Origin of the sequence: Variovorax paradoxus EPS, from assembly GCF_000184745.1 — a bacterium.
GTDB classification, from domain to species: domain Bacteria; phylum Pseudomonadota; class Gammaproteobacteria; order Burkholderiales; family Burkholderiaceae_C; genus Variovorax; species Variovorax paradoxus_C.
The window spans coordinates 440,304-460,935 of record NC_014931.1; the positions used below are offsets into that span (position 1 = coordinate 440,304).

Sequence of the window (20,632 nt, forward strand, 5' to 3'; positions counted from 1 at the left end):
ATGATGGCGCCCATGATTCCGTTCTCGATCCTCGACCTCTCCCCCATCACCGAGGGCAGCGACGCCGCGCAGTCGTTCCGCAACTCGCTCTCGCTGGCGCAGCACGGCGAAAAGCTCGGCTACACGCGCTACTGGCTCGCCGAGCACCATGGCATGCCGGGCATCGCGAGCGCGGCGACCGCGGTGCTGCTGTCGTACATCGGGGCGGGCACCACGTCGATTCGCATCGGCGCCGGTGGCGTGATGCTGCCGAACCATTCGCCGCTGGTCATCGCCGAACAATTCGGCACGCTCGCGTCGCTGTACCCGGGGCGCATCGATCTGGGACTCGGACGGGCGCCGGGTTCCGACCAGCGCACGGCGCGTGCGCTGCGCCGCAATCTCGAATCGGATGCCGACCAGTTCCCGCAGGACGTGGTCGAGCTGATGGATTTCATGTCGAAGACGCCGCAGCAACCGGTGCGGGCGGTGCCCGGCGAGGGGCTCGAGGTGCCGGTGTGGATCCTCGGCTCCAGCACCTTCGGCGCGCAGCTCGCGGCGCACCTGGGCCTGCCTTATGCCTTCGCCTCGCACTTTGCGCCGCAGCAGATCATGCAGGCCATCCAAATCTACCGCGAGACCTTCAAGCCTTCGGCGCAGTTGAAGAAGCCATACGTGATGCTGGGCTTCAACGTGTTCGCGGCCGACACCGACGAGGAGGCCGAGTTCCGCGCCACCTCGTGGCAGCAGGCTTTCGTCAACCTGCGCAGCGGCCGGCCCGGCCGCCTGCCGCCGCCGGTGGAGAACTACCGCCAGAAGGTCGGGCCGGCGGAGAACGCGCTGCTGGACTCGGTGCTGTCGTGCTCGGCGGTCGGTTCGGTCGAGACGGTACGCAAGGGCGTGGAGGCCTTCGTCGCGCGCACCGGGGCCGATGAACTGATGATCACCTCGCAGGTCTTCGACCACGCGGCGCGGCTGCGCTCCTACGAGCTGCTGGACGGCATCCGCTGAAGGCCGATTTCCCCCACGCCCGAGCCCGCTACCTCCGGGCTGGGACAATGGCGGGCTTATGGCAAAGCAACGGATCGTGGTCGGACTGAGCGGCGGAGTGGACTCCGCCGTCACCGCGCACCTGCTCAAGCAGCAGGGGCACGAGGTGGTCGGCATCTTCATGAAGAACTGGGAAGACGACGACGACAGCGAGTACTGCTCGTCGAACATCGACTTCATCGACGCCGCCAGCGTGGCCGACGTGCTGGGCATCGAGATCGAGCACGTCAACTTCGCCGCCGACTACAAGGACCGCGTGTTCGCCGAGTTCCTGCGCGAATACAAGGCCGGCCGCACGCCGAACCCCGACGTGCTGTGCAACGCCGAGATCAAGTTCAAGGCCTTTCTCGACCACGCGATGCGCCTGGGCGCCGAGAAGATCGCGACGGGCCACTACGCACGCGTGCGACACAACGAAGTCACCGGCCGGCACGAGCTGCTCAAGGGGCTCGACCCCTCCAAGGACCAGAGCTATTTTCTGCACCGCCTGAACCAGGCGCAGCTGTCGAAGACGCTGTTCCCGGTCGGCGAACTGCACAAGACCGAGGTGCGTCGCATTGCGGAAGAAATCGGCCTGCCCAATGCGAAGAAGAAGGACTCGACCGGCATCTGCTTTATCGGCGAGCGGCCGTTCCGCGACTTCCTGAACCGCTACATCTCCAAGGAGCCGGGCCCGATCAAGGACGACCGCGGCCGCAAGCTCGGCGAGCACCAGGGGCTGAGCTTCTACACGCTGGGGCAGCGGCAGGGGTTGGGTATCGGCGGCGTCAAGGAGAAGGGCGCGCAGCGCGGCTCGGGCGACCATTCGCCGTGGTTCGTCGCACGCAAGGATATCGAGAAGAACACGCTCTGGGTGGTGCAGGGCCACGACCATCCGTGGCTGCTGTCATCGGCGCTAAATGCTGACGATGCGAGCTGGGTGTCGGGCGAGGCACCCGCGGCGGGCAGCTACGGCTCGAAGGCGCGCTACCGGCAGGCGGATGCGGGGTGCGAACTCTCTGATGACGCGAACGGCGCTTTCAGCCTGCGCTTCGGCGCGCCGCAATGGGCCGTGACGCCGGGGCAGTCGGCCGTGCTCTACGACGGCGAGCGCTGCCTCGGGGGCGGCGTCATCGTTTGACCGGCGGCGGGGTCCGCACCGATTCGTCGATGTGGATCAATTCGAGCGGGTGGCGCTGGCCAGCCAGATAGTCTTCGACGCACTGCAGCAACAACGGGCTGCGATGCCGCGCCACGCTGGCGCGGATTTCATCGGGCGTCATCCACAGTGTGCGCACGATGCCTTCGTCGAGTGCGCGGCCGTCTTCCTTGGCGCCGAGCACGCCGGTGAAGGCGAAGCGCATGTAGGTCACGTCTTCTCCCTGCTCGGCCTTCGGCCGCGAACGCGCCATGTAGATGCCGACGAGCGCGGTGGGGGTGAATCGGTGGGCGGTTTCCTCAAGCGTTTCGCGAATGCATCCTTCGGCCGGCGATTCACCGGGATCGAGATGGCCCGCGGGCGTGTTGAGCATGAGGCCGTCGGCGGTGTGCTCCTCGACCAGCAGGAAGCGGCCGTCCTGCTCGATCACCGCGGCCACGGTGACGTTGGGCTTCCAGCGTGCGGCCATGGCCGGCTCAGCGCAGCACGTAGCCGCTGAAGCGCCAGGTGCGGTCGCGGTCGAGGTGAAAGCTCACGAGTTCGCGCAGGGTGCCGTCCGGCTTGTTGGCGAAGCGGGTCTCGTATTCGACGCTGACGTACTGGCCGGCGGTATCAGCGTCGGCATCGGCCACGACCTGGCGGTTGACTGCCACCCAGGTGCGCTGCTGGGGCGCGCCGAGCGAGGCGCGGCTCTTGGCGACTTGCCCGGTGAAATCGGCGCGGGTCACGCGCTTGCGAGTGGCCGGCGTGGCGCCGTCCCAGAGTTCGCCGGCCTTGCCCTGGTCGATCATCTGGATCGCCTGCATGCCGCCGCGCACCATGTCGCTGGGCTCCACGATGTCCTGTGCGGCCGCCAAGCCGGTGAAACTGCTCCAGAGCAGTGCGGCGGAGACCAGCAGCCGGGTCATGCGGTTCATCGTCTCTTTCCTTGTTGCGTAGTGCGGTTGGAGACTGTAGCCCGGCGGAGATTCCCGGCCTGTCGGGTCGGCACCACGCTGCACGGGGTGCTATCGCGAGGACAGCGTGTTCGCCTCGATCGTTTCCAGCCGGTAGCCCAGTCCATAGATGGCCAGCAGCAGGAAACCGTTCGCAGGGCGAAGATCGAGCTTGGTCCGCAAGCGCGACACGTGGGTGTCGAGCGAGCGCGAGAGCGCCTCGACGCCCAGCCCCCACACCGCCTCGTGCAGGTGTTCGCGCGAGAGCAGCCGACCGAGGTTCTGGAACAGGAAGAGCGCCAGCTCGTACTCGCGGTTCTTCAGTTCGACCAGCTTGCCCTGTACCTTCAGCACGCGCGAAGGCGGATAAAAATGATACGGGCCGAAAACCAACTCCGACTCGTGCTTCGCGGGGTAAGACCGGCGCAGTAGCGCGGTAACCCGGGCTTCGAGTTCGCCGGCCCGAACGGGCTTGTCCATGAAATCGTCGGCCCCGCTGTTGAGGGCTTCCACCATGTCGGCTTCATCGCGACTGTCGGTCACGAAAAGTATGGGCAACCGGCTCTTGAGTTCGTGCCGGATGGCCTTCACCACATCCAGCCCCTTGATATCGGGAAGGCTCCAATTGAGGATCAACAAGTCGAAGGTCTGCCTGCGCAAGGACTGCAGCAGCGTTTTTCCTTCGGTGTACATGTGGGACTCGTGCCCGAGTCCCGCCATGGTGTGATTGATCAACTTGAGCTGTTCCGCTCCGTTGTCCAGTACGGCAATACGCATTCCATCCCCTTTTCCTCCCTTCGCCAGCCTCAGTGAGCGGACGATTGGCAGGAAGTGTATCTATCTGCGTCTGGCGTAATAAATAGAGTTTGCAACTAATGCACGCTAATCGCCTTTTTCGGGCCGAAGCTAAATATAGTTGACTACAGTTAAATACAAATCCTGTTAATTGTGCCCCTGGCGTTTACGTATTTGACGTATTGCATTGATCCGCGGGTTCTTGATCGCGATCAAGACGCCGATCAGGGCTTCGGGCGAGACTGCCGGCTCCGACCGGCGAATACCCGAAGTCGCTATAAATTGAATAGCTATGTCGATAGCATGCATGGGGCTTGGCAGGCAAATTCGTTGCGACATTCTTGCGACACGAGCATCTGTAATCTTGCTGTAAGCTCTGCCCGCATTCCGTGCTGCCCCTTCCCCTGAGGAGATCTCTATGCTGATAGGCGTGCCTGCCGAAACCGCGGCTGGCGAAACCCGAGTGGCCGTGACACCTGAAACGGTGAAGAAACTGGTCGCTTCCGGGCATATCGTTCGTGTTCAGTCGGGAGCGGGCGTCGCAGCCAGCGTCACCGATGCGGCTTACCAGACCGCCGGCGCGGAAATCACGGACCAAGCGGGCGCTCTGTCCGCCGACATGGTGCTCAAGGTGCGCACGCCCAGCGATGCCGAGGCGGGGCTGATGAAGCCCGGCGCCGTCGTCATCGGCATGCTCAACCCCTTCGATGCCGCGGGCCTGCAGCGCCTGGCATCGGCCGGCGTGACCGGCTTCGCCCTCGAAGCCGCCCCCCGCACCACCCGCGCCCAGAGCATGGACGTGCTCTCCTCGCAAGCCAACATCGCCGGCTACAAGGCCGTGATGATCGCGGCCGACCGCTACCAACGCTTCTTCCCGATGCTCATGACGGCAGCCGGCACGGTGAAGGCCGCGCGCGTCGTCATCCTGGGCGTCGGCGTTGCCGGCCTGCAGGCGATCGCCACGGCCAAGCGGCTGGGCGCCGTCATCGAAGCTTCCGACGTTCGCCCGAGCGTCAAGGAGCAGATCGAATCGCTCGGCGGCAAGTTCATCGAGGTCTCCTACGACACCGATGAAGAAAAGGAAGCCGCCGTCGGCGTCGGTGGCTACGCCAAGCCGATGCCCCCGAGCTGGCTCGCACGCCAGCAGGTCGAGGTCGCCAAGCGCGTGGCACTGGCCGACATCGTCATCAGCACCGCGCTCATTCCCGGCCGCGCCGCGCCCACGCTCATCACCGAGGACATGGTCAAGTCCATGAAGCCCGGCTCGGTGATCGTGGACATCGCCGCCGGCAAAGGCGCCGATGGCGTGGGCGGCAACTGCCCCCTCTCCGAAGCCGACAAGACCGTCGTCAAGCACGGCGTGACCATCGTCGGCGAGACCAACCTCGCGGCGCTCGTGGCGGCCGACGCATCGGCGCTCTATGCGCGCAACGTGCTCGACTTCCTCAAGCTCATCGTCACGAAGGAAGGTGCGCTCAAGATCGACCTCGAAGACGACATCGTCGCCGCCTGCCGCATGACGCAAGACGGCCAGGTCACGAAGAAATAAGCGAACACGCGAACAAGCGAGGAGAAGAGTCCATGGATCCCGTTTCCCACACAGTCATCAACCTGATCATCTTCGTGCTGGCCATCTACGTCGGCTACCACGTGGTCTGGACCGTCACTCCCGCGCTGCACACGCCGCTGATGGCCGTGACCAACGCGATCTCGGCGATCGTGATCGTGGGCGCCATGCTGGCGGCCGCGCTCACCACCACGCCGCTGGGCAAGACCATGGGCGTGCTCGCGGTGGCCCTGGCCGCGGTGAACGTCTTCGGCGGCTTCCTGGTCACGCGGCGGATGCTGGAGATGTTCAAGAAGAAGGACAAGAAAGCCGCCGCACCCAAGGCTGAAGAGGGAGCTTCCAAGTGAGCATGAACCTCGTCACGCTGCTGTACCTGGTTGCCAGCGTCTGCTTCATCCAGGCCCTGAAGGGCCTGTCCCATCCCACCACCTCGATCCGCGGCAACATCTTCGGCATGACCGGCATGGCGATCGCCGTGCTCACGACCATCGCGCTGATCCACGGACAGGCGCGCTCGCTCAACGTGGATTTCGGCACCGGCCTCGCCTGGGTGCTCGCGGCCGTGGTGGTCGGCGGGGGCCTTGGGGCCTTCATGGCCAACAAGGTCGAGATGACCAAGATGCCCGAGCTGGTCGCCTTCATGCACAGCATGATCGGCCTGGCCGCGGTCTTCATCGGCGTGGCCGCGGTGGCCGAGCCCTGGGCCTTCGGCATCACCGCTGCGCCCGTGGCCGCGCTCATCGGGGCGCAGACGCCGGACGGCGCCGTCATCCTGGACGGCTTCGTGCGCTACGCCATTCCCGCAGGGAACCGGCTCGAGCTCTTCCTGGGTGCGGCCATCGGCGCCATCACCTTCAGCGGCTCGGTCATCGCCTTCGGCAAGCTCTCTGGCAAGTACAAGTTCCGCCTGTTCCAGGGCGCGCCGGTGCAGTTCTCGGGCCAGCACATGCTCAACCTGGTGCTGGGTCTCCTGACCGTCGCACTGGGTCTGGTGTTCGTCTTCACCGAGAGCTGGCCCGCCTTCTTCGCGATGCTGGCGCTGGCCTTCGTGATGGGCGTGCTCATCATCATCCCGATCGGCGGCGCCGACATGCCGGTGGTGGTGTCGATGCTCAACAGTTACTCGGGCTGGGCGGCCGCGGGCATCGGCTTCAGCCTGAACAACGCGATGCTGATCGTGGCCGGTTCGCTGGTGGGCTCCTCGGGTGCGATCCTCTCGTACATCATGTGCAAGGCGATGAACCGCTCGTTCTTCAACGTGATCCTGGGCGGCTTCGGCGGCGAGGCTGCCACGACCGGCGGCGCGGCCAAGGAGCAGCGCCCGGTGAAGACCGGCAGCGCCGACGATGCGGCCTTCGTGCTCGGCAATGCCGAGACCGTGGTGATCGTGCCGGGCTACGGCCTGGCCGTGGCGCGTGCCCAGCATGCGGTGAAGGAGCTCGCGGCCAAGCTCACCGAGAAGGGCATCACCGTCAAGTACGCCATTCACCCGGTGGCGGGCCGCATGCCCGGCCACATGAACGTGCTGCTGGCCGAGGCCGAGGTGCCCTACGACCAGGTGTTCGAGATGGAGGACATCAACGGCGAGTTCGGCCAGGCCGACGTGGCGATCATCCTGGGCGCCAACGACGTGGTGAACCCGGCCGCGCACACCAAGGGCAGCCCGATCTACGGCATGCCGATCCTGGAAGCCTACAAGGCCAAGACCGTCATCGTGAACAAGCGCTCCATGGCCGCGGGCTATGCCGGCTTGGACAACGAACTCTTCTACATGGACAAGACCATGATGGTTTTTGGGGATGCGAAGAAAGTAGTGGAAGATATGGGCAAGGCCATCGAATAGGCCGGCGATCCAGGCCCGCAGCAATGCGGGCCAGATCATCGCGGCGCCATTCGAGCGCCGTTTTCGTTTCAGTTACCCGCAAGTTCCAAGACCTGGAGGAGACACATCCATGACCGACCGCCCCTGGCTCAGCAGCTATCCGCAAGGCGTGCCCGCCGACATCGACGCTTCGCACTATTCATCGCTGGTCGGGCTCATGGAAGAGAGCTTCACCAAGTACGCCGACCGCACCGCCTACAGCTTCATGGGCAAGGACATAAGCTACGCGGAGACCGACAAGCAGAGCAAGGCCTTCGCCGCGTACCTGCAGGGCCTGGGCCTCGCCAAGGGCGACCGCGTGGCCGCGATGATGCCCAACTGCCCGCAGTACCCGATCGCGGTGGCGGCAATCCTTCGCGCGGGGCTGATCCTGGTGAACGTGAATCCGCTCTACACGCCGCGCGAACTGGAGCACCAGCTCAAGGATTCGGGCGCCAAGGCCATCGTCATCATGGAGAACTTCGGCACCACGCTGCAGCAATGCATCGCGGCCACGCCGATCAAGCACATCGTGCTCACCTCGATGGGCGACCGCCTCGGTTTCCTCAAGGGCGCGCTGGTCAACTACGTGGTGCGCAACGTCAAGAAGATGGTGCCGCACTTCAGCCTTCCGGGCGCCGTGCGCTTCAACGATGCGCTCGACAAGGGCGCGAGCCGCACGCTGCAAGCCCCGACCATCGGCCCCGACGACGTGGCCGTGCTGCAGTACACCGGCGGCACCACCGGCGTCTCGAAGGGTGCGGTGCTGCTGCATCGCAACGTGATCGCCAACGTGCTGCAGTCCGAGGCCTGGAACGAACCCGTCATGGCGCAGGTGCCGGCCGGCGAGCAGCCCACCAGCGTGTGCGCGCTGCCGCTGTATCACATCTTCGCGTTCACGGTCGGCATGATGCTGAACATGCGCACGGGCGGAAAACTGATCCTGATCCCGAATCCGCGCGACCTCGCGGGCGTGCTGAAGGAGCTCTCGAAGCACACGATCCACAGCTTCCCCGCGGTCAACACGCTCTTCAACGGCCTGGCGAACCACCCCGACTTCAACACCGTCAACTGGAAGAACCTCAAGGTCTCGGTCGGCGGCGGCATGGCGGTGCAGGCTGCGGTCGCGAAGCTCTGGCTCGAGAAAACCGGCTGCCCGATCTGCGAGGGCTACGGCCTCTCCGAGACCTCGCCTTCGACCACCTGCAACCCCACGAACAGCAAGGCCTACACCGGCACCATCGGCCTGCCGCTGCCGGGCACCTGGCTCAAGCTGCTCGACGACGACGGCCATGAAGTGCCGATGGGCCAGCCCGGCGAAATCGCCATCAAGGGTCCGCAGGTGATGGCGGGCTATTGGCAGCGCCCCGACGAAACCGCCAAGGTCATGACGCCCGACGGCTACTTCAAGAGCGGCGACATCGGCGTGGTCGACGAGCGCGGCTACTTCAAGGTGGTCGACCGCAAGAAGGACATGATCCTGGTGTCGGGCTTCAACGTGTACCCGAACGAGATCGAGGACGTCGTTGCACAGATTCCGGGCGTGCTCGAATGCGCGGCGGTGGGCGTGGTCGATGACAAGACCGGCGAGGCCGTGAAGCTCGTGATCGTGAAGAAAGACGAGTCGCTCACCGAGGCGCAGGTGAGCGAATACTGCAGAGCAAACCTTACGGGTTACAAGCAGCCGCGAATCGTAGAGTTTCGTACGGACCTCCCGAAAACGCCGGTCGGAAAAATCCTCCGCCGCGAATTGCGCGACGCCAAGAAGTAAGGGTTCGGCCCGGGTAGGGCCACGGCATCGATCTTGCATATTCGCGGGTCGATGTTTAAGTTCATTTGCGTTCGTTTAAGTTTGCTCGTGCCGACCTTCATCGGCATGACGCTGCTGGCCTTCTTCCTCATCCGGCTGGTGCCGGGCGACCCCATTGAAACCATGGCCGGCGAGCGCGGGATCGATCCCGCGCGCCATGCCGAACTGCGCACCGCCTACGGCTTCGACAAGCCGATCCTCGTGCAGTACGGCATCTACATCGGCCGCGTGCTGCATGGCGACCTCGGCAAGTCGATCATCACGCAGGACAAGGTGATGAGCGAGTTTCTCGCGCTCTTCCCGGCCACCGTCGAACTCGGCGTTTGCGCGATTCTTTTTGCGCTGCTGCTGGGGCTGCCTGCCGGCATCCTCGCGGCCGTGCGGCGCAATTCCATCTTCGACCACGGCGTGATGGCCACCTCGCTCACCGGCTATTCGATGCCGATCTTCTGGTGGGGGTTGCTGCTGATCCTGTTCTTCTCGGTGCAGCTCGGATGGACGCCCGTTTCCGGGCGCATCGCGGTGCAGTATTTCATCGAGCCCGAGACCGGCTTTCTCTTGATCGACTCGCTGCGCGCCGGCGACACCGATGCCTTCTGGTCGGCGCTGCACCACCTCATTCTTCCAGCCATCGTGCTGGGCACCGTGCCGCTCGCGGTGATCGCGCGCATGACGCGCTCGGCCATGCTCGAAGTGCTCGGCGAGGACTACATCCGCACCGCGCGCGCCAAGGGCCTCTCGCGCTTTCGCGTGGTGGGACTGCATGCGTTGCGCAATGCGTTGATTCCGGTCGTTACCGTGATCGGCTTGCAGGTGGGCGTGCTCTTCACCGGCGCGATCCTGACCGAGACGATCTTCTCCTGGCCCGGTGTCGGCAAGTGGCTCATCGAAGCCATCGGCCGGCGCGACTATCCGGTGCTGCAGGGCGGCATGCTGCTGCTCGGCGGCATCGTGATGCTGGTCAATCTTCTGGTCGACGTGGCTTACGGCGTCATCAATCCCCGCATCCGACGCTGATGATGAACACGACTTCGACCCCCACCATTCCGACGACCGGTGCGAGCACCGCGCCGCCCGGCCCCTGGCGCGAGTTCTGGACCGCCTTCTCTGCAAACCGCGGCGCGGTCATCGGGCTCGTGACCATCGTCGTGCTGCTGCTCGTTGCGTTGTTCGCACCGTGGATCGCGCCGCACGCGCCCAACGAAACCAACAGCGCCGTGTTCCTGCAGCCGCCTGCATGGCAGCAGGGCGGAACGTGGAGCTACCTGCTGGGCACCGACGCCATCGGGCGCGACATCCTGTCGCGCCTCATGTACGGCGCGCGGCTCTCGCTGTCGATCGGTGTCGCCGTGGTGGCGTTGTCGGTGGTGGCGGGCGTGGTGCTCGGGCTCATCGCGGGATTTTTCCGCGGCGTGCTCGAGATCGCGATCATGCGGCTCATGGACATCGTGCTCACGCTGCCGAGCTTGCTGCTTGCCATCGTGATCGTCGCGATTCTCGGCCCGGGGCTCGTCAACGCGATGCTCGCGGTGGCCATCGTGGTGCTGCCGCATTACGTGCGCATCACGCGCGCGGCCGTCATCGCCGAGGTCTCGCGCGACTACGTCACCGCGGCCCGCGTGAGCGGCGCCGGCACGCTGCGCCTGATGTTCCGCGAGGTGCTACCCAATTGCGCGGCACCGCTGATCGTGCAGGCCTCGCTCGGCATCTCCACCGCCATCCTCGATGCGGCGGCGCTCGGCTTCCTCGGTCTCGGCGCGCAGCCGCCATCGCCCGAGTGGGGAACGATGCTGGCCGATGCGCGCGAGTTCGTGCTGCGCGCGTGGTGGGTCGTGACCTTCCCGGGTCTCGCGATCCTCGCGGCCGTGCTGGCTTTCAATCTGCTGGGCGACGGTCTGCGCGATGCGCTCGACCCCAAGCTCAAGCGCTGATTCAACGCAAAGGAGAGAAACGATGCCTTTGCTGGACATCAAAGATCTGCACGTGGAATTTCCCACGCAGGGTGGCGTGCTGCACGCCGTCGATGGCGTGAGCCTCACGCTCGAAGAAGGCGAGGTGCTCGGCATCGTCGGCGAATCGGGCTCGGGCAAAAGCGTCACCATGATGGCGCTCATGGGCCTGGTCGGCTTCCCCGGCCGCGTGCGCGCGGAGCACATGCGCTTCGCGGGAAAAGACCTGCTCGGCATCTCCGACAAGGCTCGCCGTTCGCTGGTCGGCAAGGAGGTCGCGATGATCTTCCAGGAGCCGACCACCAGCCTCAACCCCTGCTTCACCATCGGCTTCCAGCTCATGGAAACGCTGCGGCTGCACCTGAACCTCGACAAGCGCACCGCGAAGAAGCGCGCGACCGAACTGCTGGAGCAGGTCGGCATTCCCGCCGCGTCGTCGCGCCTCGCAAGCTACCCGCACCAGCTCTCGGGCGGCATGAACCAGCGCGTGATGATCGCAATGGCGATCGCCTGCAACCCGCGCCTGCTGATCGCCGACGAGCCGACCACCGCGCTCGACGTGACGATCCAGGCGCAGATCCTCGACCTGCTGCGCGACCTGCAGAAGGAGCGCGGCATGGCGCTGGTGCTCATCACGCACAACATGGGCGTGGTGAGCGAGATGGCGCAGCGCATCGCCGTCATGTATGCGGGCCAGGTGATGGAGCACCAGCGCGTCGACCGGCTCTTCGCATCGCCGCAGCACCCCTACACCGAAGCACTGCTCGCGGCATTGCCCGAGCGAGCGGCGCCCGAAGGACGGCTTGCCACCATCAGCGGCGTGGTGCCCGGCGTGCACGACCGGCCTTTGGGCTGCCTGTTCGCGCCGCGCTGCAGCTATGTCACCACGCGCGCCTGCAACGTGCGCCCCGCATTGCGCGAGTGGCAGGGCGCGGAGGTGCGCTGCCACTATCCGCTCGGCGAACCGGGTCGCATCGTGGCCATCGAGCAAGACCGGCCGCAGCAGGTGCCCGCGGCGGAGGTGCTGCAATGAACAACGACAAGGGCGCGCCCGGCGACGTCGTGGTCGAAGCGACCAGTCTGCAGCGCACCTACGACGTGCGGCGCGGGCTCTTTCGCGCGCCGGCGCATCTGCGCGCGGTGGGCGACATCTCGTTCCGCCTCGAGCGCGGCCGCACGCTGGCGGTGGTGGGCGAATCGGGCTGCGGCAAGTCCACGCTCGCGCGCATGGTCGCGCTGATCGAGAAGCCGACGGCCGGGCAGCTCACGCTCGTCGGCGCCGATGCGGTGAACCCGCCGGCCGAGCGCAAGCGCGAGCTGCGCCAGGCCGTGCAGCTGGTGTTCCAGAACCCCTACGGCTCGCTTAATCCGCGCAAGAAGATTTCGGCCGTGCTCGAAGACCCGCTCGCGATCAACACCACGATGGGCAAGTCGGAGCGCACTGCAAAGGCGCGCGAAATGCTCGCCCGAGTCGGCCTGCGCCCCGAGTACGCGAACCGCTATCCCCACATGTTCTCGGGCGGCCAGCGCCAGCGCATCGCGATTGCGCGGGCGCTCATGCTGTCGCCGCGCCTCCTGGTGGCCGACGAGCCGGTGTCGGCGCTCGATGTGTCGATCCAGGCGCAGGTGCTGAACCTGCTGGCCGACCTGCAGGCGGAGCTGGGGCTCGCCTACCTCTTCATTTCACACGACCTCGGCGTGGTGCGCCACATCGCGCACGACGTGCTCGTGATGTACCTCGGCCACGCGGTGGAGCAAGGCCCGAAGGGACGCATCTTCGCGCGGCCGCTGCATCCGTACACGCAGGCGCTGCTGGCCTCGACGCCGGGGCTCAGCAGCCAGCGCATCGTGCTCAAGGGCGAGTTGCCGTCGCCGCTGAATCCGCCCACGGGCTGCGTCTTCAACACGCGCTGCCAGCACGTGCAGCAGCGCTGCCGCGAAGAGCGCCCCTTGCTGCGCGCGCTCGACGAGCGGCTGGTGGCCTGCCACTACGCAGAGAAGTTCCTCGATGGCGCGCCGCCCGTGCGCGCCGACGTTCCCGTGCTCGCCGTTCCGATGGCGACGAATCCCTGAGCTCATCCGTTTTTTTCAACCGTGTCTGAAGGAGTCCTCATGAAGACCCAATCCTCCGTTTCGCGCCGCTCACGAATGCTGGCGCTCCTGGCACCGACAGCGCTTGCGGCCCTTACCCTGGCCGCGGGTGCTGTGTCAGCCAAGACGCTGGTGTATTGCTCCGAAGGAAGCCCGGAGAATTTCTATCCGGGCATGAACACCACCGGCACGTCGTTCGACGTGACCACGCAGGTCTACAACACCATCGTCGAGTTCGAGCGCGGCGGCACCAAGGTCATGCCGGGACTCGCTGAAAAGTGGGACATCTCGCCCGACGGCACGGTCTACACCTTTCATCTCCGCAAGGGCGTGAAGTGGCACACCACGAGCAAGAGCTTCAAGCCCACGCGCGACTTCAACGCCGACGACTTCATCTTCATGCTCGAGCGCCAGTGGAAGGAGAGCGATCCGTTCTTCAAGGTCACGAGCCAGAACCACTCGTACTTCAACGACATGGGCATGCCCAAGCTCCTGAAGTCGGTGGACCGCATCGATGATTTCACGGTGAAGATCACGCTCAACCAGGCCGAGGCGCCGTTCCTCGCCAACCTGGCGATGCAGTACGCGGGCATCCAGTCGAAGGAGTACGCGATCGCGATGCTGAAGGCCGGCACGCCCGAGAAGGTCGACCAGGACCCGATCGGCACCGGCCCGTTCTACCTCGTGCAGTACCAGAAGGACGCGATCATCCGCTTCAAGGCCTTCCCGCAGTACTGGGGCGGCAAGGCGAAGATCGACGACCTCGTGTTCGCGATCACGCCCGATGCGTCGGTGCGCTGGGCCAAGCTGCAGAAGGGCGAATGCCACGTCATGCCGTACCCGAACCCAGCCGACCTCGACGCGATCCGCAAGGACCCGAACGTGCAGGTGCTGGAGCAGCCGGGCCTGAACGTGGGCTACCTCTCGTACAACACGACGAAGAAGCCTTTCGACGATGTGCGCGTGCGCAAGGCCATCAACATGGCGATCAACAAGAAGGCGATCATCGACGGCGTCTACCTCACGACTGGCGTTGCGGCGAAGAACCCGATTCCGCCGACCATGTGGTCCTACAACGATGCGATCAAGGACGATCCGTACGACCCCGAAGCCGCGAAGAAGCTCTTGGCGCAGGCCGGGTTCCCCGACGGTTTCTCGACCGACCTGTGGGCCATGCCGGTGCAGCGCCCGTACAACCCGAACGCCAAGCGCATCGCCGAGCTGATGCAGGCCGACCTCGCCAAGATCAACGTCAAGGCCGAGATCAAGAGTTTCGAATGGGGCGAGTACCGTAAGCGCCTGCAGGCCGGCGAGCACCAGATGGGCATGCTGGGCTGGACCGGCGACAACGGCGATCCGGACAACTTCATGTACACGCTCCTGGGCTGCGCCTCGGCCAAGTCGGCGAGCGGCAGCAACATCTCGAAGTTCTGCTACCAGCCGTATGAAGACCTCGTGGTGAAGGCCAAGAGCACCGTGAAGCAAGCCGACCGCGACGCGCTCTACAAGAAGGCGCAGGTCATCTTCAAGGAGCAGGCGCCGTGGTTCACCATCGCGCACGCTGTGCAACTCAAGCCCGTGCGCAAGGAAGTGATCGACTTCAAGCTGAGCCCGTTCGGCCGCCACACCTTCTACGGCGTGGACATCAAGTAAGCGGTGGCTGCGCCCATCGCCATCGTCGCGGCGATGCACGAGGAGCTGAAGGCGCTCCTCGCGCAGATGCCCGACGAGCAGCGCGTGCGCGTTGCCGGGCGCGACTTCTGGGTCGGCCATCTGCAGGGCCAGCCCGTGGTCGCGGTGCTGTCGCGCATCGGCAAGGTCGCCGCGGCAATAACGGCCACGGTGCTGCTCGAACGCTTCGGCGTGAGGGCCATCGTGTTCAGTGGAGTCGCGGGCGGACTCGCGCCGGGCGTGAATGTCGGCGACGTGGTCGTGGCGACCGAGCTGCTTCAGCACGACATGGATGCCTCGCCGCTCTTTCCGAAATACGAAGTGCCCTTGATGGGGCTTTCGCACTTCGCGACCGACGCTGCGATCAGTGAGGCACTGGCGGCTGTGGCCGAAGAGACGCTGCGCGACCCGGTGGCGTTGGTGGGGCAGGGGGCCGTCGATGAGTTCGGCCTTCATTCACCGAAGGTGCACCGCGGCTTGCTGATCAGTGGCGACCGCTTCGTCTCGACCGCCGCCGAAAGCGAAACGCTGCGCCGCCATCTGCCCAAAGCGCTCGCCGTGGAAATGGAAGGCGCCGCGGTGGCGCAGGTGTGCCACGACTACGGCGTGCCCTTCGCGGCGATGCGGACGATTTCAGACCGCGCCGACGACGAGGCTCATGGCGACTTCGCGCGCTTCGTCGCCGAGGTCGCGAGCCGCTACAGCCTTGCGCTGGTCGGCGCGTGGCTGGCCACGCTGCCGGCTGTCGACTGAGCGACGAGCAGGCGCAGATCGCGGCTCAGCGATAAGGGTTGCGTCGAATTCGAGCGCGTCGATGGCGTGATCCAGCGAGAAGCACGGTTTCTGGCCGCCAGATGAAACCTAGAATCGCGCAAACAAATGTAGGAGTTCGACATGCGAGGAGTTCTGGGAGCGCTTTCCGCCGTTTTGTTCTGCAGCCTGTTGCTGGCGGGATGCGGTGGAGGTGGAGGTGGAGGTGGTTTTCCATTCAACCTGGGTGGAAATACCCCCGAAATCAAGGATTTCGCCATCGGTGGCGGAGTCACTGGCATTTCCCCCGGCGGGCAAATCGTGTTGAAGAACAACGGAGGGGATCCGCTGACGCTGTCCGCCGATGGGCCGTTCAGCTTCAAGCAACGCATACGCGAGGGCGCGAACTACACCGTCTCGGTGTCCTCCACGCTGCCGACTCAGGCCTGCACGGTCGTCTTTGCCAGCGGCGTCGCCACGGCGGACGTCGCAAGCGTGAAGGTCGTTTGCGGGCCGGCGCAGGAAGCGGTGTTTCAGCCGGCAGCGGCCATGCTCACGCCGCGCGTGGAACATACGTTGATCGCATTGCCTGATGGAACAGTGCTTGCCCTGGGAGGGCAGGATCTGGGCCTCAAAGGTGTCACTTCCATCGAGCGATACGACCCGGCGTCGAATCTCTGGAAGTCCGCCGGGACCTTGCCGTTTCAGAGCCTGCAGGCCGCGGTCTTCCTGCCTTCCAGCGGGAAGGTCCTGGTGGTTGGAACAGGTGCGGGATCGCAACTCTATGACCCGGCTACGCAGGCATTTACGCCCAGTGGGGGCTTCGTGACATTGGCAACCGTGCGGCAACTCATTTTGCTGCTCGATGGCCGAGTGCTCGCGTCTGATGGCAATCTCGTCGAGTTGTACCGCCCCGATACAGGCGTTTGGCGGGCAAGCGCCACGGCCTCGATGGATCACCAGGGCGGTGCATTCACGTTGATGGCGAATGGGAAGATTCTCGTTTCGGGTGGCCTGCTCGGAGGCACCATTGCCGACAGTGAAGTGTTCGATCCTTCCACCGAAAAGTGGACCACGGTCGGACGGCTGGCAACTTCCCGCTCGGGCCATCGCGGCGTACTGCTTTCCACAGGGAAAGTGCTCGCTGTCGGGGGCGCGACTGGAACGGTTGCGCACGCCTGCTCCTGTGGCCTCAGGACCGTTGCGCAGGCTGAGTTGTTTGATCCTTCCACCAACATGTGGTCGTCGGCAGGCAGTCTGCTCGTCGGTCGGAATGGTTTCTCGTCGACGTTGATGCCGACAGGGCGGGTGCTCGTCGCCGGTGGGAGCATTCAGGGTGAGATCGATCAATCGACGCAGGGGTTTCGCAGAACGATCCCCTCCCCACTGAGCAACGTCGAGGTCTACGATCCGCTGACGAACATGTGGCAGTCGTGGGGGACGTTGCTGGCAGCTCGCTCCGGGCATTCGGCTTCGCTCATGTCCAGCGGGAAGCTGCTGTTATCTGGCGGTTCGGCAGCAAACCCCGATAACCCGACGAACCCAGATCCCTACGCATGGCACATCGAATTCGTGACCTCCAGTGAAATCGGCTGGTAGCCGCTGTAGAGAGCGTGGCGGTTGTGAGTTCCGCCGCCGGCTACTTGAGCCAGCCGCGCCGGCGGAAGTACCACATCGGCACCAGCGCGCTCGCCGCCATCAGCACGATGGCATACGGATAGCCCATGGCCCAGTCGAGCTCGGGCATGAACTTGAAGTTCATGCCGTAGATGCTCGCGATCAGCGTGGGCGGCAAGAGCGCGACGCTCGCCACCGAGAAGATCTTGATGGTCTTGTTCTGGTTGATGTTGATGAAACCGACGGTCGCATCCATCAGGAAGTTGATCTTGTCGAAGAGGAAGGCCGTGTGGTTGTCCAGCGATTCGATGTCGCGCAGGATCTGCCGGGCCTCTTCGAACTGCTCGGCGTTGAGCATCTTGCTGCGCATCATGAAGCTCACCGCGCGGCGGGTGTCCATCACATTGCGGCGGATGCGGCCGTTCAAGTCTTCCTGTCGCGCGATGAGGCCGAGCACCTCGCCGGCCAGCTCGTCGGTGACGTTGCCCGAGAGCACTTTCTTGCCCGCCACTTCGAGCTCGTCGTAGATGTTCTCCAGCGTGTCGGCCGAGTATTCGGCGTCGGCGTCGAAGAGCTTGAGCATCACTTCTTTGGCGTCTTCGATCAGCCCCGGCGCGCGGCGTGCGCGCATGCGCAGCAGGCGGAACACGGGCACGTCTTCGTCGTGGATCGAGAACAGAACGCCGCGGCTGCGCAGATCGGTGTTGTGCTGGTTGAGGATGAAGGCCACACGCACGGTGCGCGGGTCTTCGTCGTCGTCGATCAGGAAGTCGGAACGGATGTGCAGCTCGCCGTTGTCTTCCTCGTAGAAGCGGGCGGACTCCTCGATGTCCTCGTCCATCGCGTCTTCGGGAATCGAGAGGCCGTAGTACTGCTTGATCCAGCGCTTTTCTTCGAGCGTGGGCGATTCGAGGTCGACCCAGATCGGCTGGAACTTGGAGAGCTCTTCCAGCGACTCGATCTCTTCCTGGACGAGGCGGCCGTTGGCGAGCGTAAAGATGTTGAGCATGGGCTCACTCCCGGGGATGACTGAAACGGTGGGCGAGGGAGGGGCGCTTTCAATTCCCGGGCCCGGCGCGAGCGCGTCAGAGGGGAGTTGAAAGCTGCCGAGACGGGGCGGTTTCCATGGGGAGTCTCCGGTTGCAGCGAGGCGCGATTATGTCACCGGGCACATGTCGGCAACCTGACTGAACTGGACGGACATACAGTAAAGTCGTGCCCATGCAGACCGCTGCGCCCCCCGTAATTTCCGCTGCGCCGAAGACGCAAGCCGAGCGCCTTGCCGCGGCGTTGGCCACGCTCAACGACGACCAGCGCGCAGCCGTCGAGCACGGCGTCGGCGCTGCGGTGGCCGACGATCACCGCCCGCTGCTGGTGATTGCCGGTGCCGGTTCCGGCAAGACCAGCACGCTGGCGCATCGGGTGGCGCACCTGATCGCGGACGGGGTCGATCCGCAGCGCCTGCTGCTGCTGACTTTCTCGCGCCGCGCCGCGCAGGAAATGGAGCGCCGCGCGGGCCAGGTGCTGGCCAAGGTGCTCGGCCTCAAGTCGGAACGCCCGCCCGCGCTGCCGTGGGCCGGCACCTTTCACGGCATCGGGGCGCGGCTCTTGCGCGAGTACGCGCAACAGATCGGACTCGACGAGAACTTCACGATCCATGACCGCGGCGATGCCGAAGACCTGATGGGGCTGGTGCGCCACGAGCTGGGCCTGTCTTCCACGGTCAACCGCTTCCCGCGCAAGGGCACGTGCCTCTCGATCTATTCGCGCTGCGTGAACACGCGCGCCTCGGTGGCCGAGGTGCTGAAGGAGGCCTTCCCCTGGTGCGGCGAATGGGAGGCCGAGCTCAAGACGCTGTTCGGCGCCTACGTCGAAGCCAAGCAGCAGCAGAACGTGCTCGACTACGACGACCTGCTGCTCTACTGGGCCGAGATGGTCGCCGAGCCCGCGCTGGCCGAAGCCGTGGGCGCGCGCTTCGACCATGTGCTGGTCGACGAGTACCAGGACACCAACCTGCTGCAGGCTTCGATCCTGCTGGCGATGAAGCCCGATGGGCGCGGCGTCACGGTGGTGGGGGACGACGCGCAATCGATCTACTCGTTCCGCGGCGCGACGGTGCGCAACATCCTCGATTTCCCTTCGCAGTTCAGTCGGGAGGCGAGGGTGGTCACGCTGGAGCGCAACTACCGCTCGACGCAGCCGATCCTCGACGTATCGAACCGCGTGATCGCGCAGGCGGCCGAGCGGCATGCCAAGACGCTCTGGACCGACAAGCCCTCCGCCGGCAAGCCGCAACTGGTGCTGGTGCCCGACGAGGCCGGGCAGGCGCGCTGGGTGGCCGACAAGGTGCTCGCGCACCGCGAGGGCGGGCTTGCGCTCAAGTCGCAGGCGGTGCTGTTTCGCACCTCGTCGCACAGCGCGGCGCTCGAACTGGAACTGGCACGCCGCAACATCCCCTTCGTGAAGTTCGGCGGGCTCAAGTTTCTCGAGGCTTCGCATGTGAAGGACCTGCTTGCCGTGCTGCGGTTTGCCGAGAACCCGCGCGGGCGCATGGCGGGGTTTCGCGTCACGCAGCTGATTCCCGGCATCGGGCCCGTCACCGGCACGCGCTTGCTCGATGCGATGGACCAGGCGGCCGATCCGGCCGCGGCCGTGCGCGACTTCGTGCCGCCGTCCGCGGCACGCGAGCAGTGGGCCGGGTTCGCCGAGGCCTACGCCGCGTTGCGTGCGCCGTCGCTGGCGTGGCCGGCCGATGTGGAGCTGGCGATGGGCTGGTATCTGCCGCACCTGGAGCGGCTCTACGACGACACCTCCGGCGTGCGCCGCCAGGACGTGGAGCAACTGGTGCGCCTCGCCGCGGGCTACGGTTCGCGTGAGCGCTTCCTGACCGAGCTCACGCTCGATCCGCCCGAAGCCACGAGCGATCGCCCGGGGCCGCCGCTGCTCGACGAGGACTACCTGATCCTCTCCACCATCCATTCGGCCAAGGGCCAGGAATGGAACTCGGTACATGTGCTCAACGTGGTCGACGGCTGCCTGCCGGCCGACGTGGCGCAGAGCGCGCACGAACTCGAGGAAGAGCGGCGCCTGCTCTACGTCGCGATGACGCGGGCCCGCGACCATCTGCACCTCCTGGTGCCGCAGCGCTTCTACATCACGCAGCAGGCGGTGCGGGGCGACCGGCATCTGTATGCGAATCGCACGCGCTTCATCACGGAATCGGATCTCGCTGGCTTCGAGCAGCAGACCTGGCCACCACCGCCGGTTCAGCCGCCCGCGGTGCCTCCGCCCGCCGCGGTGATCGACCTGCGCAACCGCATGCGCGCGGCCTGGCGCTGAAGCGGCTGGCCCTTCGCCCGGGAGGGTCACCAGGCGAGAAGTGCGTTAACACTTGCAAGCAAAGCGCCACGAAGGCGGGC

General features: G+C 65.4%; 18 protein-coding genes. 14 read left to right on the plus strand and 4 right to left on the minus strand.

Annotated elements, in window-relative coordinates:
* Positions 1-12 precede the first annotated feature (12 nt).
* Positions 13-990: an LLM class flavin-dependent oxidoreductase gene (locus VARPA_RS02065; RefSeq protein ID WP_041943188.1), complete on the plus strand. Its 978-nt coding sequence runs from the start codon at positions 13-15 to the stop codon at positions 988-990.
* 58 nt (positions 991-1,048) lie between these two features.
* Entirely contained in the window at positions 1,049-2,149 is a 1,101-nt protein-coding gene (gene mnmA, locus VARPA_RS02070; RefSeq protein WP_013538881.1) for a tRNA 2-thiouridine(34) synthase MnmA, read from the plus strand.
* On the opposite strand, the gene VARPA_RS02075 is transcribed toward mnmA, so the two are convergent.
* From VARPA_RS02075 to VARPA_RS02085, 3 genes are all read right to left on the minus strand, one after another.
* On the minus strand, positions 2,139-2,636 hold the full coding sequence (locus VARPA_RS02075; protein ID WP_013538882.1) for an NUDIX hydrolase: 498 nt from the start codon (positions 2,634-2,636) through the stop codon (positions 2,139-2,141). The genes mnmA and VARPA_RS02075 overlap by 11 nt on opposite strands.
* A gap of 7 nt (positions 2,637-2,643) precedes the next feature.
* On the minus strand, positions 2,644-3,084 hold the full coding sequence (locus tag VARPA_RS02080) for a DUF4019 domain-containing protein (RefSeq protein ID WP_013538883.1): 441 nt from the start codon (positions 3,082-3,084) through the stop codon (positions 2,644-2,646).
* Between the two features lie 90 nt (positions 3,085-3,174).
* On the minus strand, positions 3,175-3,879 hold the full coding sequence (locus tag VARPA_RS02085; RefSeq protein WP_013538884.1) for a response regulator transcription factor: 705 nt from the start codon (positions 3,877-3,879) through the stop codon (positions 3,175-3,177).
* Positions 3,880-4,315: 436 nt separating this feature from the next.
* Here VARPA_RS02085 and VARPA_RS02090 point away from each other — a divergent pair, with 436 nt between their 5' ends.
* From VARPA_RS02090 to VARPA_RS02140, 11 genes are all read left to right on the plus strand, one after another.
* Positions 4,316-5,446 (plus strand): Re/Si-specific NAD(P)(+) transhydrogenase subunit alpha, encoded by a 1,131-nt coding sequence (locus VARPA_RS02090; protein WP_013538885.1) that lies wholly within the window; start codon positions 4,316-4,318, stop codon positions 5,444-5,446.
* Between the two features lie 32 nt (positions 5,447-5,478).
* A complete protein-coding gene (locus VARPA_RS02095; protein WP_013538886.1) occupies positions 5,479-5,811 on the plus strand; it encodes an NAD(P) transhydrogenase subunit alpha in 333 nt (110 codons plus the stop codon).
* Positions 5,808-7,307 (plus strand): NAD(P)(+) transhydrogenase (Re/Si-specific) subunit beta, encoded by a 1,500-nt coding sequence (locus VARPA_RS02100; protein WP_041942740.1) that lies wholly within the window; start codon positions 5,808-5,810, stop codon positions 7,305-7,307. Before VARPA_RS02095 ends, VARPA_RS02100 begins: the two co-directional genes overlap by 4 nt.
* Before the next feature lie 109 nt (positions 7,308-7,416).
* Positions 7,417-9,096 carry a long-chain-fatty-acid--CoA ligase gene (locus VARPA_RS02105; RefSeq protein ID WP_013538888.1) on the plus strand — a complete coding sequence of 560 codons (1,680 nt, stop codon included), beginning with the start codon at positions 7,417-7,419 and terminating at the stop codon, positions 9,094-9,096.
* Between the two features lie 51 nt (positions 9,097-9,147).
* Positions 9,148-10,152 carry an ABC transporter permease subunit gene (locus tag VARPA_RS02110; protein ID WP_013538889.1) on the plus strand — a complete coding sequence of 335 codons (1,005 nt, stop codon included), beginning with the start codon at positions 9,148-9,150 and terminating at the stop codon, positions 10,150-10,152.
* A complete protein-coding gene (locus VARPA_RS02115; protein WP_013538890.1) occupies positions 10,152-11,066 on the plus strand; it encodes an ABC transporter permease subunit in 915 nt (304 codons plus the stop codon). Before VARPA_RS02110 ends, VARPA_RS02115 begins: the two co-directional genes overlap by 1 nt.
* A gap of 22 nt (positions 11,067-11,088) precedes the next feature.
* Positions 11,089-12,117, plus strand: coding sequence for an ABC transporter ATP-binding protein (locus tag VARPA_RS02120; RefSeq protein WP_013538891.1), 1,029 nt, complete (start codon positions 11,089-11,091; stop codon positions 12,115-12,117).
* Positions 12,114-13,157, plus strand: a complete 1,044-nt coding sequence (locus tag VARPA_RS02125) for a dipeptide ABC transporter ATP-binding protein (RefSeq protein WP_013538892.1) — start codon at positions 12,114-12,116, stop codon at positions 13,155-13,157. Before VARPA_RS02120 ends, VARPA_RS02125 begins: the two co-directional genes overlap by 4 nt.
* Positions 13,158-13,196: 39 nt before the next feature.
* Positions 13,197-14,828, plus strand: a complete 1,632-nt coding sequence (locus VARPA_RS02130; RefSeq protein ID WP_013538893.1) for an ABC transporter substrate-binding protein — start codon at positions 13,197-13,199, stop codon at positions 14,826-14,828.
* A 3-nt stretch (positions 14,829-14,831) separates the two neighbouring features.
* Positions 14,832-15,599 (plus strand): 5'-methylthioadenosine/adenosylhomocysteine nucleosidase, encoded by a 768-nt coding sequence (locus VARPA_RS02135; RefSeq protein WP_013538894.1) that lies wholly within the window; start codon positions 14,832-14,834, stop codon positions 15,597-15,599.
* A gap of 141 nt (positions 15,600-15,740) precedes the next feature.
* The gene (locus VARPA_RS02140; protein WP_013538895.1) at positions 15,741-17,195 is read left to right on the plus strand and encodes a Kelch repeat-containing protein; all 1,455 of its coding nucleotides are present in this window, start codon (positions 15,741-15,743) and stop codon (positions 17,193-17,195) included.
* Positions 17,196-17,235: 40 nt separating this feature from the next.
* On the opposite strand, the gene corA is transcribed toward VARPA_RS02140, so the two are convergent.
* On the minus strand, positions 17,236-18,222 hold the full coding sequence (gene corA / locus VARPA_RS02145) for a magnesium/cobalt transporter CorA (RefSeq protein WP_013538896.1): 987 nt from the start codon (positions 18,220-18,222) through the stop codon (positions 17,236-17,238).
* A gap of 212 nt (positions 18,223-18,434) precedes the next feature.
* Between corA and VARPA_RS02150 the strand changes: the two genes are divergently transcribed.
* Entirely contained in the window at positions 18,435-20,552 is a 2,118-nt protein-coding gene (locus VARPA_RS02150) for an ATP-dependent helicase (protein WP_013538897.1), read from the plus strand.
* The last annotated feature ends 80 nt before the right edge of the window (positions 20,553-20,632 follow it).

What these genes read in the sequence shown, in the direction of transcription:
- VARPA_RS02065 (WP_041943188.1), top strand. Translation starts at nt 13, where the DNA reads ATGATTCCGTTCTCGATCCTCGACCTCTCCCCCATCACCGAGGGCAGC.
- mnmA (WP_013538881.1), top strand. Translation starts at nt 1,049, where the DNA reads ATGGCAAAGCAACGGATCGTGGTCGGACTGAGCGGCGGAGTGGACTCC.
- VARPA_RS02075 (WP_013538882.1), bottom strand. Translation starts at nt 2,636, where the DNA reads ATGGCCGCACGCTGGAAGCCCAACGTCACCGTGGCCGCGGTGATCGAG.
- VARPA_RS02080 (WP_013538883.1), bottom strand. Translation starts at nt 3,084, where the DNA reads ATGAACCGCATGACCCGGCTGCTGGTCTCCGCCGCACTGCTCTGGAGC.
- VARPA_RS02085 (WP_013538884.1), bottom strand. Translation starts at nt 3,879, where the DNA reads ATGCGTATTGCCGTACTGGACAACGGAGCGGAACAGCTCAAGTTGATC.
- VARPA_RS02090 (WP_013538885.1), top strand. Translation starts at nt 4,316, where the DNA reads ATGCTGATAGGCGTGCCTGCCGAAACCGCGGCTGGCGAAACCCGAGTG.
- VARPA_RS02095 (WP_013538886.1), top strand. Translation starts at nt 5,479, where the DNA reads ATGGATCCCGTTTCCCACACAGTCATCAACCTGATCATCTTCGTGCTG.
- VARPA_RS02105 (WP_013538888.1), top strand. Translation starts at nt 7,417, where the DNA reads ATGACCGACCGCCCCTGGCTCAGCAGCTATCCGCAAGGCGTGCCCGCC.
- VARPA_RS02110 (WP_013538889.1), top strand. Translation starts at nt 9,148, where the DNA reads ATGTTTAAGTTCATTTGCGTTCGTTTAAGTTTGCTCGTGCCGACCTTC.
- VARPA_RS02115 (WP_013538890.1), top strand. Translation starts at nt 10,152, where the DNA reads ATGATGAACACGACTTCGACCCCCACCATTCCGACGACCGGTGCGAGC.
- VARPA_RS02120 (WP_013538891.1), top strand. Translation starts at nt 11,089, where the DNA reads ATGCCTTTGCTGGACATCAAAGATCTGCACGTGGAATTTCCCACGCAG.
- VARPA_RS02125 (WP_013538892.1), top strand. Translation starts at nt 12,114, where the DNA reads ATGAACAACGACAAGGGCGCGCCCGGCGACGTCGTGGTCGAAGCGACC.
- VARPA_RS02130 (WP_013538893.1), top strand. Translation starts at nt 13,197, where the DNA reads ATGAAGACCCAATCCTCCGTTTCGCGCCGCTCACGAATGCTGGCGCTC.
- VARPA_RS02140 (WP_013538895.1), top strand. Translation starts at nt 15,741, where the DNA reads ATGCGAGGAGTTCTGGGAGCGCTTTCCGCCGTTTTGTTCTGCAGCCTG.
- corA (WP_013538896.1), bottom strand. Translation starts at nt 18,222, where the DNA reads ATGCTCAACATCTTTACGCTCGCCAACGGCCGCCTCGTCCAGGAAGAG.
- VARPA_RS02150 (WP_013538897.1), top strand. Translation starts at nt 18,435, where the DNA reads ATGCAGACCGCTGCGCCCCCCGTAATTTCCGCTGCGCCGAAGACGCAA.